Source organism: Leucobacter luti, assembly GCF_019464495.1.
Lineage (GTDB): Bacteria > Actinomycetota > Actinomycetes > Actinomycetales > Microbacteriaceae > Leucobacter > Leucobacter luti_A.
Genome location: NZ_CP080492.1, coordinates 202,363 through 218,836, shown reverse-complemented (window position 1 = coordinate 218,836; position 16,474 = coordinate 202,363). Strand labels below are relative to the sequence as shown.

The 16,474-nt window shown below is 65.1% G+C and carries 15 protein-coding genes; 2 read left to right on the top strand and 13 right to left on the bottom strand.

Annotated features, from left to right (window positions below; translation table 11 throughout):
* Positions 1 to 30: 30 nt before the first annotated feature.
* On the bottom strand, positions 31 to 717 hold the full coding sequence (locus tag K1X41_RS01005) for a response regulator (protein WP_133617397.1): 687 nt from the start codon (positions 715 to 717) through the stop codon (positions 31 to 33).
* Entirely contained in the window at positions 714 to 1,973 is a 1,260-nt protein-coding gene (locus tag K1X41_RS01000) for a sensor histidine kinase (RefSeq protein ID WP_220175116.1), read from the bottom strand. The genes K1X41_RS01005 and K1X41_RS01000 overlap by 4 nt, the downstream gene beginning before the upstream one ends.
* Positions 1,974 to 2,121: 148 nt before the next feature.
* Between K1X41_RS01000 and K1X41_RS00995 the strand changes: the two genes are divergently transcribed.
* Both K1X41_RS00995 and K1X41_RS00990 read left to right on the top strand, forming a co-directional pair.
* Positions 2,122 to 3,636 carry an ABC transporter permease gene (locus K1X41_RS00995; RefSeq protein ID WP_220175115.1) on the top strand — a complete coding sequence of 505 codons (1,515 nt, stop codon included), beginning with the start codon at positions 2,122 to 2,124 and terminating at the stop codon, positions 3,634 to 3,636.
* 82 nt (positions 3,637 to 3,718) lie between these two features.
* Entirely contained in the window at positions 3,719 to 4,420 is a 702-nt protein-coding gene (locus K1X41_RS00990) for an ABC transporter ATP-binding protein (protein ID WP_243642821.1), read from the top strand.
* Here K1X41_RS00990 and K1X41_RS00985 read toward each other — a convergent pair.
* The 11 genes from K1X41_RS00985 to efp all read right to left on the bottom strand — a co-directional run bounded on the left by K1X41_RS00985 (position 4,401) and on the right by efp (position 16,330).
* Positions 4,401 to 5,357, bottom strand: a complete 957-nt coding sequence (locus K1X41_RS00985) for a DMT family transporter (protein ID WP_132203171.1) — start codon at positions 5,355 to 5,357, stop codon at positions 4,401 to 4,403. The genes K1X41_RS00990 and K1X41_RS00985 overlap by 20 nt on opposite strands.
* Positions 5,354 to 6,298 carry a guanylate kinase gene (gene gmk / locus K1X41_RS00980; RefSeq protein WP_132203169.1) on the bottom strand — a complete coding sequence of 315 codons (945 nt, stop codon included), beginning with the start codon at positions 6,296 to 6,298 and terminating at the stop codon, positions 5,354 to 5,356. The genes K1X41_RS00985 and gmk overlap by 4 nt, the downstream gene beginning before the upstream one ends.
* 55 nt (positions 6,299 to 6,353) lie before the next feature.
* Positions 6,354 to 7,208: an orotidine-5'-phosphate decarboxylase gene (gene pyrF, locus K1X41_RS00975; protein WP_132203167.1), complete on the bottom strand. Its 855-nt coding sequence runs from the start codon at positions 7,206 to 7,208 to the stop codon at positions 6,354 to 6,356.
* A complete protein-coding gene (gene carB, locus K1X41_RS00970) occupies positions 7,205 to 10,531 on the bottom strand; it encodes a carbamoyl-phosphate synthase large subunit (protein ID WP_132203165.1) in 3,327 nt (1,108 codons plus the stop codon). Before carB ends, pyrF begins: the two co-directional genes overlap by 4 nt.
* 5 nt (positions 10,532 to 10,536) lie before the next feature.
* Positions 10,537 to 11,745: a glutamine-hydrolyzing carbamoyl-phosphate synthase small subunit gene (gene carA / locus K1X41_RS00965; RefSeq protein ID WP_220175113.1), complete on the bottom strand. Its 1,209-nt coding sequence runs from the start codon at positions 11,743 to 11,745 to the stop codon at positions 10,537 to 10,539.
* Positions 11,742 to 12,281, bottom strand: a complete 540-nt coding sequence (locus K1X41_RS00960) for a PH-like domain-containing protein (RefSeq protein WP_133617400.1) — start codon at positions 12,279 to 12,281, stop codon at positions 11,742 to 11,744. Before K1X41_RS00960 ends, carA begins: the two co-directional genes overlap by 4 nt.
* A complete protein-coding gene (locus K1X41_RS00955) occupies positions 12,278 to 13,681 on the bottom strand; it encodes a dihydroorotase (RefSeq protein ID WP_220175112.1) in 1,404 nt (467 codons plus the stop codon). The genes K1X41_RS00960 and K1X41_RS00955 overlap by 4 nt, the downstream gene beginning before the upstream one ends.
* Complete coding sequence (locus tag K1X41_RS00950) at positions 13,678 to 14,673, bottom strand: aspartate carbamoyltransferase catalytic subunit (RefSeq protein ID WP_220175111.1); 996 nt, start codon at positions 14,671 to 14,673, stop codon at positions 13,678 to 13,680. The genes K1X41_RS00955 and K1X41_RS00950 overlap by 4 nt, the downstream gene beginning before the upstream one ends.
* Positions 14,670 to 15,224 (bottom strand): bifunctional pyr operon transcriptional regulator/uracil phosphoribosyltransferase PyrR, encoded by a 555-nt coding sequence (pyrR, locus tag K1X41_RS00945; RefSeq protein WP_132203157.1) that lies wholly within the window; start codon positions 15,222 to 15,224, stop codon positions 14,670 to 14,672. Before pyrR ends, K1X41_RS00950 begins: the two co-directional genes overlap by 4 nt.
* A 120-nt stretch (positions 15,225 to 15,344) precedes the next feature.
* Positions 15,345 to 15,761, bottom strand: coding sequence for a transcription antitermination factor NusB (nusB, locus tag K1X41_RS00940; RefSeq protein WP_132203155.1), 417 nt, complete (start codon positions 15,759 to 15,761; stop codon positions 15,345 to 15,347).
* A 5-nt stretch (positions 15,762 to 15,766) separates the two neighbouring features.
* Entirely contained in the window at positions 15,767 to 16,330 is a 564-nt protein-coding gene (gene efp / locus K1X41_RS00935; RefSeq protein WP_132203153.1) for an elongation factor P, read from the bottom strand.
* Between the last annotated feature and the right edge of the window lie 144 nt (positions 16,331 to 16,474).

Here is a 16,474-nt window from a genome sequence, read left to right as displayed (position 1 = left end):
CAGCTTCACTCAGCGTTTGCGCAGCTCAGCTCACGATTGGTTGTCTCCTGGTACGAGCAGACCACTCTCGTAGCCCACAATCACGAGCTGCGCGCGGTCATGCGCCCCGAGCTTCGTCATGATCCGGTTTACGTGAGTTTTTGCGGTGTGTGGTGAGATGAACAGCTCCGTCGCGATCTCTTGATTTGATCGGCCTCGCGCCACGAGCAACAGCACTTCTCGCTCCCGCTCGGTGAGCCCCGCAAGGAGTTCTGGCTGCGCACGGTGCGGCGGTGCCCCATCGCTCGGGCCCGCGTGCAGGTAGCGGCTGATCAAGCCACGCGTGGCCGTCGGCGAAAGCAACGCCTCCCCCGCGTGCACTGCGCGCACCGCGCTTGCAATCTCTTCAGGCTCAGCGCCCTTCCCAATGAAGCCACTCGCACCAGCCCTGAGCGCTGCAACGACATACTCGTCCTCCTCGAACGTCGTCAGCACGAGCACACGTGCCCCGTCTGGTCCTGGGGCCGCACAGATCACGCGAGTGGCCTCGATACCGTCGATTCCAGGCATCCGAATATCCATCACGACGACGTCAGGGCGCAGTTCCGCGGTGCGCCGGATCGCGTCTGCACCGTCCACCGCTTCGCCGAGCACCACGAGATCGGGTTGGCTCGCCAGGATGTCGGTGACAGCCTGGCGAATGAGCGCCTGATCATCCACTACGAGCACGGTGGTCATCTGGCACTCGTTTCGTCAGGGGTCGCGAGCGGTAGCTCCGCGACCAGTCGGTAGACAGCGCCGTGTGCGCCGCAGGTCACCCGCCCGCCAACTGCTGCGACACGCTCACGGATCCCGATCAGGCCGAGCCCTGTGCCAACGCGGAAGGGCGCCGTGTCTGGCGCAACCGCGTTTGAGATCACGATCTGCAGCTGTTCGTCGTGCACGGCGAGATCAACAGTCGCGCGCCGGCCGGTGCCGTGTTTCAGCGCGTTCGTCAGGCCCTCCTGGACGATCCGGTAGGCGACGCGGCCAACCCGATCCCCCACCAGGTGCAGCTCACTGCGTGCGCCTGCTGCGATATCAAGGCCCGCGGCGTGCATGCGCGCGATGAGGTCTTCGATGTCGGAGAGTCCCGGCTGCGGTGGCTCCACGCCGCCGTCCTCTGCCGCGCGCAGAAAGCGCAGCAGATGTCCAATATCGGCGAGCGCGGCTCGCGCGGCACCGCGAATGGTGCCGAGCGCCTCCTGCGCGCGCTCAGGCCGCTCCGTGAGTGCCCCTGACGCCACACCAGCGTTCAGGCTGATCACCGAGATCTGATGGGCCACAGTGTCGTGCAGATCGCGCGCGATGCGCAGCCGTTCCTCTGAGACGCGGCGCAGCGCCTCGGCCTCTCTCGTCTGTTCTGCCCGTTCGGCGCGCTCGGTCACCGCGCGCAGATACGCTCGACGGGAGCGGGCGCTATCGCCGAGCGCCGCGGCTACCGCGACGGCAGCCGCCGCCTGCACGAGCCGCACGTCAAGCGACTCCCAGCCGCCCAGCCAGGCGCTCAGCACCAGCAGCACGAGCGCGGCACCGCCAACGACAAGGAACGTGGTGCGCCGCGAGGCGGCTGAGGCGAGTGTGTGCGCCGCAATCGCGAGCGCAATCGACGGCCCGATCGTCGGTACCCCGAAACCCACCCCGAGCCCGAGCCCCGCGAGCACGAGCGCAAACACGAGCAGCGGCCAGCGACGTCGCAGGAACATCAACGCGGCAGAACTGATGAGCAGGATCGCGTTGCTCAGATCGTGGCCAGCGGGCTGCAGATGGGGTGGTCGCCCGCCGCCCCCGCCTGGGCCGCCGCCGAAGCCTGGGGCGAAGCCGAACAGCAACACGGCTCCGAGCAGCACCGCCAGCGCTGCGATCAAGTCGCCACCCCAACCGTTCCACGGCGAACTCACACCGCCTGGCTCCGCGCTCCGCTGCGCCGACGGCACCGCGTCACTTTCACTCATGCGTCTATTCAACAGCTCGGGATCAGAACTCGCGTCCCCCGCGCGGAGTACCCGTGAATACCACGTCGGCGGTATGAGGTGCCCCCGCTGGGGTGACGCCGCGCGGCTCGCTGGCCGAAAGACTCGAAGCACCTACGAAAGGACCCCAATGTACTGGACTATGCTCCGCAGAGAGCTCGGCGGTCGCAAACGCCAAACCATCGTTGTCGCAGCTGGCCTCGCGATAGCGATTGCGCTGGTTATCGTGGTATCCGCGCTCTCAGCCGGGATTCGGCAGGCGCAGAGCGCCGCGCTCGAGCAGGTCGCTGGCGTTGGCACTGACCTCACGGTGACCGGAGCGGCGCCCGAACCGGGAAGTGGCGACGGTCCAGGAGGAGGCGGACCCCGCTTCGAGTTCGGTACTGAGGCTGGGACGACGAGCGACGGTACCACGAGCATTGCTCAGTCGCGGCTCAGCACAGATCGGATGCGCGGCACGCTCGCCGCAGCAGCCCTCACCACAGTGCAGAGCATTGACGGCGTCGCGGCAGCCACTGGGGTGCTGAGCCTCACCAACACAAGCTTCTCAGGCGAGATGCCCGCCCCAGTGGCCGAGAGCGGCGCTGACGCCTCAGGAGCGCCGAGTGGTGGTCCGGGTGGTGGGGCAGGTGGACCAGGTGGGGCAGGAGGCAGCTCGTTTGACGTGAACTCGTTCACCGTGTTCGGCATCGACCCCACCGCGACAGCTGTCGGCCCGCTCACGGGCGTGGCTCTCGACACTGGCCGGTTGTTGACCGCAGCGGACAACGGCGTGGACGCCGACAACGTGGCCGTACTCGACGCGGCGTACGCGGCCTCGGCCGATCTCGCCCTCGGTGACACTGTCGCCATCGGGAGCGGCACGGCAGAGGTCGTCGGAATCGTGAGTTCCACGACCGAGGACGCGAGCACCGCTGCCAACGTCTATCTTGCGCTCGAGACCGCCAAAGCACTCGCGGACAGCGGCGAGGTCGTTTCGACAATCTACGTTGCCGCCGATTCGGCCGCGACGGCCGAAGCTGTGCAACAGGCGATCGAAACGGAGCTTCCCGACGCCACGGTCAGCTCGCAGGCCGACCTCGCGGCGCAGGTGTCCGGATCCCTCGCAAGCGCCTCATCTCTCATTTCAAGTCTGGGGACCTGGCTCTCACTGATTGTGCTCGCCGTTGCGCTCGCGATCGCGATCCTGCTCACGAATGCCGGTGTACAGCGACGCACCCGCGAGTTTGGCACGCTGAAGGCGATCGGCTGGTCCAACGGCCGTGTCGTGCGTCAGATTGCCGGGGAGTCGCTCGTCCAGGCACTGCTGGGCGGTGCGGTGGGCATTGCACTCGGCATTGGCGCGATTTGGGTCGTGAATCTCATCGGGATCACGCTCCCCGGCGGTGCGACCGCAGTCACCGGGGATACCGGCGGGCCAGACGCCCCTGGTGACATGGCGGCCGGCGGGCCAGGCGGTGGATTCGGCCGCGCTGCACAGGCAGCAGCCGACACCGCGGACATCGTGCTGCACGCCCCGATCACCCCGTGGATCGTGGGCGCTGCCCTTGCGCTCAGCCTGCTCGGAGGTGTGCTTGCCGGCGCTTTCGGCGCTTGGCGCGCAGTGCGGCTGAGTCCCATCGAAGCGCTTCGCACGATCTCGTGATCAGTGCATCGCCACCGTGCACGCCAGCGAACCAATGCACCAGCAGACAAGCACATCAGCAGACACACAGAGGACTACTCACGTGAATCTCACCGCCACCCCCGTCGCACCGCTGTACCAGCTCACGAGCGTGAGCCGGAGCTATCAGAAGGGAAACACCACGATCACCCCGCTCTCGTGTATCGACCTCGAACTCGCACGCGGCGAGTTTGTCACGATCCAGGGGCCAACCGGCGGTGGGAAGTCAACGCTGCTGCAGTTACTCGGAGCGCTGGATCGGCCGAGCGGCGGCACCCTCGCCTGTGAGGGCATTCAACTCGCCGAGCTGAGCGATGCGAAGCTCACTGAGCTCCGGGCGCAGCGCATGGGGTTCGTGTTCCAATCGTTCAACCTGCTGCCGACGTTAACCGCACGGGAGAACGTGGACACCGCACTCGAGCCCCGCGGCTTGAGCAGAGAGGATCGTGACGCCCGCGTAGCTGAGTCGCTCGCACGAGTCGGGCTCGCAGATCGCGCAGATCACCGCCCCCACGAGCTCTCAGGCGGCCAGCAACAGCGCGTGGCGATTGCACGCGCGATCGTTGGCGGACCGCACGTGCTGCTTGCGGATGAGCCAACAGGCAACCTCGATGAGGCGATGCGAGATGAGATTCTCACACTGCTTGAACAGCTCAACCGCGGAGGTCTCACGATCATCGCGGTGACACACGACTCGGCCGTCGCGCAGCGGGCGCACCGGCGACTCCGGCTTGCAGACGGCGGTGTTACGGTGTTGCCGGCGTAGCGGGATCCACCGGCGCTGCGTCTTCGGTGAGAGGCGCGGCGCCACCGGCCTGCGGGTGGAACTTTGCGAGGCCGATCACCCCAATGATCGCGACCATGCCGGAGAGTACATAGACCACTACTGCCCAGGCCGGGGCGCCGGCCGCTTCGTTCAACACGATGATGCCGATCAGCACTGCGACAATGGGATCGATCACTGTCAGGCCTGCGACCACGAGATCGGGCGGGCCGGAAGAGTACGCGTTCTGCACGAAGACCATTCCGAGCAGAGCTCCGGCGAGCAATGCCACGACGCAGGTCCACGTGAGCCACTCGAACTCGCCCTGTTGGAGGCGGCCGATGACTGCCTTCGCAAAGGTTGCGACGAAGCCGTAGAGCACTCCGGCACCGACGATGTAGACGAGCGCGAAACTGCGGTGCCTGAAGCCGACAAACAAGATCAAGGCGAGCAGGAGCACGACACCGAATGTGATGAGAATGGTGATCAGCTTCGCATCTGTCACGATGCTATCGCGCGCGGTAAACGCGGCAATGGTCACGAACGCCACAATTCCGAGCACCGCGAGTGAGAGCGAGGCGCGCACCCGCTTGCCGAGGTGAACACCACTCACCCGCGAATTCAGAATCGAGGTAATAATCAGGCCCACGACGCCGATGGGTTGCACGATAATGAGCGGCGAGAGCGACAGCGAACCGATCTGGAACACCACGGCAAGCCCGAGCAGCACGGTTCCGATCACCCAGGATGGGCGTCGCAGAAGACTCCGAATGTGTCCCCACGAGAGACCCGAGCCTGCGCTCTCCCCCACAATTCGTTCGACCTTATTGAGGCCGCGCGACTGATACTGCGCGCCGAACGCCAGAAAGGCCGCGCCCACGAGGGCAAGCGGGATTCCCCAGAACTGTGTTGGATTCAGTTCTGCGACCTGGTCGATCATGCGTGCGGCGGTTCAACGGCTGCGGAAGAGGCTTCTCCGCGCATAATGTCCACGAGCCGCGCAGCCGCGCGAGGGACCTCGTCGTTCACGATGATCTCGTCGAACTCGTCAGCGGCAGCGAGTTCCACCTTCGCAGTTTCCAGTCTGCGCGCACGCTCTTCTGCATCCTCGGTTCCACGCCCAACGAGGCGGTTCACGAGCTCGTCCCAGCTCGGCGGGGCGAGAAACACGAGACGCGCCTCTGGCATGCTGGCGCGCACCTGACGTGCGCCCTGCAGGTCGATTTCGAGCAGCATCAGCTCACCACGAGCCGCGGCCTCAACGGCCGGTCCGCGCGGCGTGCCGTAGCGGTACTTGTTGTGGACGGTCGCCCACTCCAGGAGTTCGTCCGCCGCAAGCATCCGGTCGAAGCCCTCGTCAGATACGAAGTAATAGTGCTTGCCCTCGATCTCACCGGGGCGGGGGGCACGTGTCGTCGCCGAGACCGAGAGCCGCACTTCTGGGTAGTGCTCCCGAATATACGCAGCCACAGTCCCCTTGCCGACCGCCGTGGGACCCGCCAGCACCGTCAGCGGTGGGCGGCCAGGGCGCTCTTCAGTGCCGGTGCGCTCGCGCACGAAGTGCTCAAGCCGCTCGCGTTGCAGGGCCCCGAGGCCGCCCAGCCGCTTCCGCTCGGAAATCTCCAGCTGCTCACGCACCCGCTCTGCCTTCACCACGCCAATCGCGGGGAAAGAGAGGAGGAAATCCGTGATCCGCAGCGTCGCCGCGGTGCTTCCCGGCACCACCGACTGTTCCAGAACCCGCAACGGCGATACCTCACCGCTGCGGAGCCGTCGCTTCAGTTCAGCGCGCGCCTGGCGTGCCGCAATCGCGGCACGGTTCGCCGCAATACGGTCAACCACCGGCATCGTGCGGGCGGTTCGGTCCTCTGAGCTGCTCATCTCATCGTCTCCACTCGTCGTTCCTGCCCCCAAACCTGTCACACCGTTAAGCGTGTCACACCGTGAGCGCAGTTGCCACGGCCTCTGCGCGGTCGCGTACCCGTGTCGCGAGCCCAATGGGGCCTCCGGCCAGCACACTGCGAGATTCGCTCGCCAGCAACGCCCATCCCAGGCCTCCAAAGATTGTTCCGGCGTTCTCCACACGCGCCCCTTGGAACCCAAAGCCGGGAGCGAGCACCGGCAACGCCGGCCGCGCAGGCGGCACTGTGATGTCGATGCCGAAGTCGGCGAGGTTGAGTGTTGCCCCAAGTACGACGCCGATCGAGTTCACGTGGTCGTCTCCGGGTGTGTCGAAGGCGACAGCGTCAGCCACCATCGCCTCAGCAACGCTGCGGCCATCGGAACGCCGCGCCAGCTGCACGTCGCGCGCCTCGGGATTCGAAGTTGCCGCGAGCACGAACAGGCCCTTCCCGTCGTGCCGGACGCGGTCGTATGCCCCGCTGAGGCTCCCGAAACCCTGATACGCGACCACCGTCATTGCGTCGGCCTCCAGCGGTGACCCGGGACGCAGCCACGCATCGGCGTACGCAGCAAAGCTCGTGCCGATATCGCCGCGCTTGACGTCGGCGATCACCAGCAGTCCTGCATCACGTGCGTCTGCGAGCACGCGCTCGAGCGCGACGTAGCCTGCGGACCCGAAGCGCTCGAAAAACGCCACCTGTGGTTTGATGCAGGCAGCGACACCAGCAGCGGCGGCGACCACTTCGCGCCCCATTCGCTCGGCCCCGGCCGCGTCGTCTGCGAGCCCCCAGTCAGCCAGCAGCGGTGCATGTGGATCGACGCCCACGCACAAGTGCCGCTTCGCAGCGAGCTCAGACGCGAGCCGGGTCCCGAACGAAACAGTGGTCATCGTGCCGTCGCCTCCTGCGCTGCCACGGCCCGAGCCGCAACACGATCAATTTCGTACTCCTGCAGTGACTTCACGTCGAAGCCCAGCTTCTGTGCAGAGACAGCGCCGACAGCTGCGGACAGCTCGGATACGGTCGTGAAGATCGGCTTGTCCGCGGCCACGGCCGCAGCACGGATCTCGTAGCCATCGGCACGAGCCGAACTGCCGGACGGCGTATTCACGATCATGTCAACTTCACCGCGGTTGATGAGGTCAACGATCGTGTCACCTTCTGCCTGCAGTGAGTGCTTGCGCACGACCTCCGAGGTGATGCCATTGCGTGCGAGCACCACCTGGGTGCCCTGCGTCGCAAGGATCCGGTAGCCCAGTTCCTGCAAGCGCAGCGCAGGCAGCACCACTGAGCGCTTGTCGCGATCCGCTACAGACAGGAACACCGTGCCGGAAACCGGAAGCTCGCTGCCAGCCGCCGACTGGCTCTTCGCGAACGCAGTCGGGAAGTCACGGTCCATGCCCATGACTTCACCGGTCGAGCGCATCTCCGGCCCGAGCAGCGAGTCGACCACGAGGCCCTCGTTCGTGCGGAAACGCTTGAACGGAAGCACAGCCTCCTTGACAGCGATCGGCGCATCGATCGGCGCGCGCGAGCCATCACGCTCTGGCAGCAGACCAGCAGCGATGAGGTCAGCAATCGTCTCGCCTGCCATCACACGCGAGGCGGCCTTCGCGAGCGGAATCCCGAGTGCCTTAGAAACGAAGGGAACGGTGCGGGATGCGCGCGGGTTGGCTTCGAGCACGTAGAGGACACCCTGGCCGATGGCGAACTGGACGTTCAGCAAGCCGTGCACGCCGAGGCCCGCTGCAATCCCGAGCGTTGCCTCGCGCACCGCGTTGATCTGGTCGTGGCCGAGCGTAATCGGGGGCAGCGTGCAGCTTGAGTCACCCGAGTGCACGCCAGCCTCCTCAATGTGCTCCATGACTCCACCAACGTAGAGCTGTTCACCGTCGTACAGTGCATCGACGTCGATCTCGATCGCATCGTCGAGGAACCGGTCCACGAGCAGCGGGTGCCCCGGGCCTACGAGCGCGTGGCCCTCGATCCGATCGAAGTAGCCGTGCAGCGAATCGGTGTCGTACACGATCTCCATGCCGCGACCGCCCAGCACGAATGACGGGCGCACGAGCACCGGGTAGCCAATCTCCTCAGCAATCCGGATCGCTCCGTCTTTATCGATTGCCGTCCCGTTGCGCGGGGCAACGAGGCCGGCGCGATCGAGGATTCCTGAGAACGCACCGCGCTCCTCAGCGAGGTCGATCGCCTCGGGTGTCGTGCCGAGGATGGGGATTCCGGCGTCTTTCAGCGGCTGTGCGAGGCCCAGCGCCGTCTGCCCACCGAGCTGCACCACGACGCCAACGAGCGTGCCCGAAGCCTGCTCAGCGTGGATAACCTCGAGCACGTCTTCGAGCGTCAGCGGCTCGAAGTACAGGCGATCGGAGGTGTCGTAGTCCGTCGAGACGGTCTCGGGGTTGCAGTTAATCATGATCGTCTCGTAGCCAGCTTCGGACAGCGCAAACGAGGCGTGCACGCAGGAGTAGTCGAATTCGACCCCCTGGCCGATGCGGTTTGGGCCGGAGCCCAGGATCACGATCTTCTTGCGATCCGAGGGAGTGACCTCGGTCTCAAGATCGTACGAGGAATAGTGGTACGGCGTGAGCGCAGGGAACTCACCGGCGCAGGTGTCAACGGTCTTGAACACCGGGCGCAAGCCCAGTCCGTGGCGGAGGCCACGGATCTCTGACTCGGAGACGCCGCGGATTGCCGCGAGCTGTGCGTCGGAGAAGCCGTGATCTTTAGCTTCGCGCAGCACATCGAGCGTGAGCTGCGGTGCCCGCTGCACGGACTCAGCGACTTCGTTGATGAGCACAATCTGATCGAGGAACCATGGGTCAATCTTCGTGGATTCAAAGACCTGCTCGATCGTCGCACCGAGGCGCAGCGCCTGCTGCACATCGACGATCCGGCCATCTGTGGGGCGCTTCATCGTTTCGAGCAGCGTAGCGACGCGCGCGGCGACGTCACTCTCCGCCACGGGCGCCCAATGGAATGAGGTGTCGCGCTTCTCGAGCGAACGCAGCGACTTCTGCAGCGCGGTCGTGAAGTTCCGGCCGATCGCCATCGCCTCGCCCACCGACTTCATGGTGGTGGTCAGCGTGTCATCTGCTGCGGGGAACTTCTCGAATGCGAAACGCGGAGTCTTCACCACGACGTAGTCGATCGCCGGCTCGAAGGACGCTGGCGTCTTCATCGTGATGTCGTTCGGGATCTCGTCGAGCGTGTACCCGATTGCAAGCTTCGCGGCGATCTTTGCGATCGGGAATCCGGTGGCCTTTGAGGCAAGCGCCGAGGAGCGTGACACGCGAGGGTTCATCTCGATGACGACGATGCGTCCGTCGACCGGATCAATCGCGAACTGAATGTTGCAGCCGCCGGTGTCGACGCCAACCCGACGGATGATGTCGATCGAGATGTCACGCAGGTCCTGGAACTCGCGGTCCGTGAGTGTCAGCGCAGGGGCAACGGTGATCGAATCGCCCGTGTGGACGCCGACGGCGTCGACGTTCTCAATCGAGCAGACGACAACAGCATTGTCTTTGGTGTCGCGCATGAGCTCGAGCTCATACTCTTTCCAGCCGAGGATCGACTCTTCGAGCAGCACCTCAGTCGTGGGGCTGTAGTGCAGGCCATCGGTGACGATCCGCACCAGCTCCGGCTCAGTGTAGGCAAAGCCTGAACCGAGGCCCCCCATCGTGTACGAGGGACGCACCACGAGCGGGTAACCGAGATCCTTCGCGAACTCCTTCGCGGCTTCCACAGTTGTCGCGATGTATGACTTCGCGACACCGGCTCCGGCGGCAATCGCGATGTCTTTAAACAGCTGACGATCCTCGCCCTTCTGGATGGCGTCAACTTTCGCACCGATGAGCTCGACGTTGTACTTGTCGAGGATGCCCTGCTCGTGCAGTTCCATGGCCGCGTTGAGTGCCGTCTGACCGCCGAGGGTCGGGAGGATCGCGTCAGGCTTTTCTTTCGCGATAATCGTTTCGATGACCTCGGCCGTGATCGGTTCCACGTAGGTGGCGTCGGCAAAGTCGGGATCCGTCATGATCGTGGCGGGGTTTGAGTTCACGAGGATGACGCGGACGCCTTCCTCGCGGAGCACGCGGCACGCCTGGGTGCCTGAGTAGTCAAACTCGCACGCCTGGCCGATGACGATCGGGCCAGAGCCAATGACGAGAACGGAATTGATGTCTGAACGCTTGGGCATACTTCCTAGGCTCCCTGAGTGGTGGTGTCGGCGGCTGCGGCGCGGTCCTGGACCAGTGCGCGGAAGCGGTCGAAGAGATAGAAGGCGTCGTGCGGGCCCGCAGCGGCCTCAGGGTGGTACTGCACCGAGAACGCCGGAATGTCGAGGCACTCGAGACCCTCGACGACCTGATCGTTCAGGCTGATGTGGCTGACCTGTACCCGGCCGAAGCCCTCGGGTGAATTCGTCTCGCCCTCGATCGGGGCGTCGACGGCGAAGCCATGGTTCTGCGCAGTGATCTCAACGCGTCCCGTGCGCTTGTCGAGCACGGGCTGGTTGATTCCGCGGTGACCGAACGGCAGTTTGTAGGTATCGAAGCCGAGCGCGCGGCCGAGCAACTGGTTTCCGAAGCAAATTCCGAAGTAGGGAATGCCGTCACGCAGGAGTTCGCGCAGCAGTACGACCTGTGCGTCGCTCGCCGCGGGATCGCCTGGACCGTTCGAGTAGAACACCGCGTCGGGGGCGAGCGCCCGGAACTCCTCGACCGACGTGTGCGCCGGGAGCACGGTGACATCGAAGCCATGCTCGGCGAGGTACTGCACCGTGGCCCGCTTAATGCCGAGATCCAGCACGGCTATTGAGCCGACGCGTGCCACATCCCCGGTAGCGGGCACCTCGTAGCGCTCAGGGGTCGTGACCTCCTGCGAGAGGTTCTTGCCCGCCATGCTGGCCTGCTCACGCACGAGTGCCAGTTGCGCGTCGTCAGACAGTTCGAACTCCGCACCCGAGAAGACGCCAGCGCGCATAGCGCCGACCGAGCGGATCCGGCGCGTCACCGCGCGGGTGTCGATCCCGGAGATCCCCACGACTCCGTCACCGACGAGATCCTCGTCGAGTGAACGCTGTGCGCGGAAGTTGGAGACGCGGCGTGCGGGATCGCGGACGACAAAGCCCGCCACCCAGATCTTGCGTGATTCCATGTCGGTGTCGTTCACGCCGGTGTTGCCGATGTGCGGCGCCGTCATGAGCACAATCTGGCCAGCGTAGGACGGGTCCGTCAGCGTCTCCTGGTACCCGGTCATGCCGGTAGAAAACACGACCTCGCCGAGCGTTCGGCCGACCGCACCGTAGGCGCGGCCTACGTATCGGGTGCCGTCCTCGAGTACCAGCACAGCAGCGCCCGTGGGCACTGCATTTGCTGGTGGCACCGTTACTTCGGTCGTATTCGTGGTCACGCTTCCTCCTGGATCGTGGGGTGAGTGGTGTTGGTCTGAGAGCGTGCCTCGGCGATGGCCACAGCGAAACGATGCTGGGCAGCCGGATCAGCAAGCAAGAAGCTGGATTCGACCTCGCGCGCAGCGCTGCCGTCCTGCGGCGCTGTGCGCCACTGGACGAGCGAGAGTGCGTCGCGGTCAACGGCTTTTCCGGCGCGCACCGCCGCGGTGCCGCTGCCGAGCAGCTGTGCGGATGGGATCAGCACAGGTGCCTCGCCGGTCACAGCGATCGAGACGCCGTCGCGGCGCACAATGAGCTCAGCGAAGCCCTTGTAGCGCAGGCCAGGCAGTGCGAGACGCTCGAACGGTGCTCCGAGAGGCGTGGTCGAAACGTAGCTCGCGCGCGGGAAGCTCGCGAGTTCCTCTCCGACGAGCGGCGCACCGGTCACCACGGCCCCTGAGTCTCGTTTGGTGCGACCGCGCCAGGCGATCCACATCCCGACGAAAAAGACAAGTGCAATCACAGCCATCAGGATGATGAAGCTCGTGCGGCTCATGCGGCCACCTCCGTCGCTACGCCCTGCTGAGCGCCAGCGGCGCGGCCGGCCGCCGCCGCCGTGTCGACATCGACGAGTTCACCTGCGTCAACGGTGAGATATCCGCGTCGGATCGTGAACGCGATCCTGCCGGGAAGCTCCATGCCGAGGTAGGGCGAGTTGACGCTGAGGCCTTTGAGGTCACTCAGGTCGAACGTGCTGGTGCCGCTCGGGTCGACGAGCACGAGATCAGCCGGCTGACCTGCGTCGAGCGCTGTCGGGTGACCCGCGAGTCCGCCAATCTGGGCGGGGCGCTGGGACAGCAGCGTTTCGAGCTCCGCCCAGCTCACATGCCCCTCCTGGATCAGCGTCGCGAGCGCAATCGGCAGCGCCGATTCCAACCCAACCATGCCGAACGCCGCGGCGTCCCACTCGCACTCTTTCGCTTCGAGCGGGTGCGGGGCGTGGTCGGTGGCGATGATGTCGATCACGCCGTCGGCGACGGCCTGACGCAGTGCACGCACGTCTTCCTCGCGGCGCAGCGGGGGGTTCACCTTGTAGCGCGCGTCGTAACTGCGGACGAGCTCCTCGGTGAGGATCAGGTGGTGCGGAGTGACCTCGGCCGTGATCTGCACGCCCCGGGCCTTCGCCCAGCGCACCACCTCGACCGAGCCGGCGGTCGAGAGGTGGCAGATGTGCAACCGCGCGCCCGTGTGCTCGGCGAGCAGCACATCGCGGGCGATGATCGACTCTTCAGCGACCGCGGGCCAGCCCTTGAGTCCCAGCTCACTCGAGAGCGCACCCTCGTTCATCTGCGCACCCTCCGTGAGACGTGGATCCTGTGCGTGCTGCGCGATGACTCCGTTGAACGTCTTCACATATTCGAGGGCGCGTCGCATGAGCAGCGGGTCGTGTACGCACTTCCCGTCATCAGAGAACACGCGGACTTGTGCGCGAGACTGCGCCATCGCACCAATTTCGCTGAGCTTCTCCCCCGCGAGGTCTTCGGTCACCGCGCCGATCGGGCGCACGGTGGCGTAGCCAGCCGCGTCGCCGAGCGCCTGGACCTGTTCGACCACGCCGGCTGTGTCCTGCACCGGGAGCGTGTTTGCCATCGCGAACACGCTGGTGAAGCCGCCAGCCGCTGCTGCCCTCGTGCCGCTCAAGACCGTCTCGGACTGCTCGAACCCGGGTTCACGCAGGTGTGTATGGAGGTCCACGAGGCCCGTCAGGGCGATCAGACCCGCAGCGTCGATGATGCGATCATCACTCTGCGCTGTCAGCCCGACACCCCGCTCGACAATGCGGTCGCCACTCACGCGGAGGTCGACCGGTGTGGCACTCGCTGAGTCTGCACCGCGCTCCGTGAGTTCGGATGCGAGGCGCACCCCGCGGATCAGGATGCTGGGATTCGCGGTCATACGGTCTCTCCTTCACGGGAGTCAGTTGGGGCGTGTTCTGTCTGGGTGCCGCGTTCGCCTGAAAGCAGCAGGTACAGGGCGGCCATGCGCACGGATACACCGTTCGTGACCTGCTCAAGCACCGTGGAACGTGAGGAATCTGCGGCGCGCGATGAGATCTCCAGACCGCGATTCATGGGGCCGGGGTGCATCACGATTGCTCGCTCCGAGAGTCTGGCCAGCCGGGCGTCGTCGAGGCCCCAGTTGCGGGCGTACTCGCGCTCATTCGGGAAGAACGCAGCGTGCATCCGCTCGCTCTGGATCCGGAGCATCATGACGACGTCGGGTCGTTCGACTCGCAACGCCTCGTCGAGCGAATGGTGGTTCGTGACCGGCCAGTCGCGTGCGCCATACGGCAGCAACGTCTCGGGTGCCACGAAGCTGACGTTGGCTCCGAGCGAGTTCAGCAGCCAAAGGTTGGAGCGCGCGACGCGCGAGTGGGCGATGTCGCCGACGATCACGACGGAGACCCCGTCGAGGTCGCGGCCCCGGCTGGCAGCGCCAAACAAGCGACGCCGCATCGTGAACGCATCGAGCAGCCCCTGTGTGGGGTGTTCGTGAGTCCCGTCCCCCGCGTTCAGCACGCCAGCGTCGATCCACCCGCTGGAGGCGAGCCGCGCCGGAGCACCGGAGGCAGGATGCCGGATCACCACGCCGTCGGCCCCAATAGCCTGTAGTGTTTGCGCCGTGTCCTTCAGCGACTCGCCCTTCGAAACTGAGGAGCCCTTCGCGGTGAAGTTGATGACGTCTGCGGAGAGGCGCTTCGCGGCAGCCTCAAAGGAGATCCTGGTGCGTGTCGAGTCTTCGAAGAACAGATTCACGACAGTCTTGCCACGCAGCGTCGGAAGTTTCTTGACCTCGCGCTGCTGTGTCGCGGCCATATCCTCGGCAGTATCGAGGATCAGGATCGCGTCTTCACGACTGAGCGTGCGGGTGTCGAGGAGGTGCCTCATGCGCGATCCCCCACACTGTCGTCGGAAGAAATCGTCACTTCGTCGATCCCGTCGTGCTCCACAAGGCGCACGGAAATCCTCTCGTGCTTCGCACTGGGGAGATTCTTGCCAATGTAGTCCGCGCGAATCGGCAACTCGCGGTGGCCGCGGTCGATCAGTGCAGCCAAGCGGACCGCCTTGGGGCGCCCATGATCGTTCAGGGCGTCGAGCGCCGCACGCACCGTTCGGCCCGAGTAGAGTACATCGTCAACCAGCACGACGGTGCAGCCGTCGATACCCACGGCCGGCATGTCGGTGGGGTGCGGGGTGCGGGTCGGGTTTTGCGCGAGATCGTCACGATAGAGCGTGACGTCGAGGCTTGCGGTCGGAACTGAACGTCCCTCGATCCGCGAGATGATGTCTGCAATCCGGGCGGCAAGAAAGGTGCCACGCGTTGGGATTCCAGCCAGAACAAGGCCGTCAACGCCCTTGTTCGCCTCGATAATTTCGTGCGAGATTCGAGTCAGCGCCCGCGAGATCTCAGCGCTTTCCAGCACTACACGCGTACCCATATTCGAGCCCCCCTTCTCCGCCTCACAGGACGGGAGTTAAAGAAAAGCTATCCGGATCAGCATACCGGATCTGAAGCGAAGTGACGTGCGGGCGCCGTGTCGGGCGCCCGCACCGCCTGTTTAGTCTCGTGAGTGGTCCGCGACGCGGCCCAGCACTCCGTTGACGAAACGACCAGAGTCGTCAGTTGAATACTCCTTGGCAAGTTCAACCGCCTCGTCAATGGCAACCGGAGTCGGCACCTCTGAGTTGAAGACAATCTCCCACGACGCCATCCGGAGCAGCGCACGGTCGATGTGAGGCATCCGCTCGAGGGTCCACCCCTGCGCGTAGCTCATGATGAGCTCGTCGATCTCGTCCTGGTGGTCACTGACCCCGTCGACGATCTCGCGCGCGTACAACCAGGAGGCCGCCCGATCGGGCTCACTCGCAGCCCGCTTGGCCTCCGCGTTGACGATTGCGGCGAGGGACTCTCCCCGCAAATCGGCCTGATACAGCATGTCGAGCGCGCGCTTGCGTGCTTTCGTTCGTGCTGACACGGAGACTAGTCGTTGACTCGGCCGAGGTAGTCACCCGTGCGGGTGTCTACCTTGACCTTCGTGCCGGTCTCGAGGAACAGCGGCACCTGGATCTCTGCGCCAGTCTCAACCGTCGCGGGCTTCGTGCCCCCTGTGGAGCGATCGCCCTGCAGGCCAGGCTCGGTGTAGGTCACTTCGAGGATGACCGACGCCGGCATTTCGAGGTAGAGGGGCTCGCCCTCGTGCAGCGCGATCTGCACCTGCTGGCTCTCGAGCATGTACTTGGAGGCGTCCCCAACCACAACAGCCGAAACCGTGATCTGGTCGTAGTCTGTCTGATCCATGAAGACGAAGTCTTCACCGTCCTGGTACAGGTACTGGAAATCACGGCGATCAACGTTCGCGGTCTCGATCTTCGCGCCTGCGTTGTAGGTCTTATCGATGATCTTGCCGGAGACCACGTTCTTCTGCTTCGTGCGGACGAACGCGCCACCCTTGCCCGGCTTCACGTGCTGGAAATCGATCACGCTCCAGAGCTGACCGTTCTCCTTGATAACGGTGCCGTTCTTGATGTCGTTCGAGGTTGCCATGCAGTGGTTCTCCGGGTTCTCTGAAGTACGAGCGCGGAAGCGCGCCGAATCAGTCTACACGCCGCCCTGGGCGAGGATTGAGCGCAGACTGGAGACCACGGGCTCCCACTCCTGCTGTACTCCGGCAGGTCCTGCCGATCCGCT

Excerpts from the sequence above, each read along its gene's own strand:
- K1X41_RS01005 (WP_133617397.1), bottom strand. The coding sequence starts at position 717 with ATGACCACCGTGCTCGTAGTGGATGATCAGGCGCTCATTCGCCAGGCT.
- K1X41_RS01000 (WP_220175116.1), bottom strand. The coding sequence starts at position 1,973 with ATGAGTGAAAGTGACGCGGTGCCGTCGGCGCAGCGGAGCGCGGAGCCA.
- K1X41_RS00995 (WP_220175115.1), top strand. The coding sequence starts at position 2,122 with ATGTACTGGACTATGCTCCGCAGAGAGCTCGGCGGTCGCAAACGCCAA.
- K1X41_RS00985 (WP_132203171.1), bottom strand. The coding sequence starts at position 5,357 with ATGATCGACCAGGTCGCAGAACTGAATCCAACACAGTTCTGGGGAATC.
- gmk (WP_132203169.1), bottom strand. The coding sequence starts at position 6,298 with ATGAGCAGCTCAGAGGACCGAACCGCCCGCACGATGCCGGTGGTTGAC.
- pyrF (WP_132203167.1), bottom strand. The coding sequence starts at position 7,208 with ATGACCACTGTTTCGTTCGGGACCCGGCTCGCGTCTGAGCTCGCTGCG.
- carB (WP_132203165.1), bottom strand. The coding sequence starts at position 10,531 with ATGCCCAAGCGTTCAGACATCAATTCCGTTCTCGTCATTGGCTCTGGC.
- K1X41_RS00960 (WP_133617400.1), bottom strand. The coding sequence starts at position 12,281 with ATGAGCCGCACGAGCTTCATCATCCTGATGGCTGTGATTGCACTTGTC.
- K1X41_RS00955 (WP_220175112.1), bottom strand. The coding sequence starts at position 13,681 with ATGACCGCGAATCCCAGCATCCTGATCCGCGGGGTGCGCCTCGCATCC.
- K1X41_RS00950 (WP_220175111.1), bottom strand. The coding sequence starts at position 14,673 with ATGAGGCACCTCCTCGACACCCGCACGCTCAGTCGTGAAGACGCGATC.
- pyrR (WP_132203157.1), bottom strand. The coding sequence starts at position 15,224 with ATGGGTACGCGTGTAGTGCTGGAAAGCGCTGAGATCTCGCGGGCGCTG.
- efp (WP_132203153.1), bottom strand. The coding sequence starts at position 16,330 with ATGGCAACCTCGAACGACATCAAGAACGGCACCGTTATCAAGGAGAAC.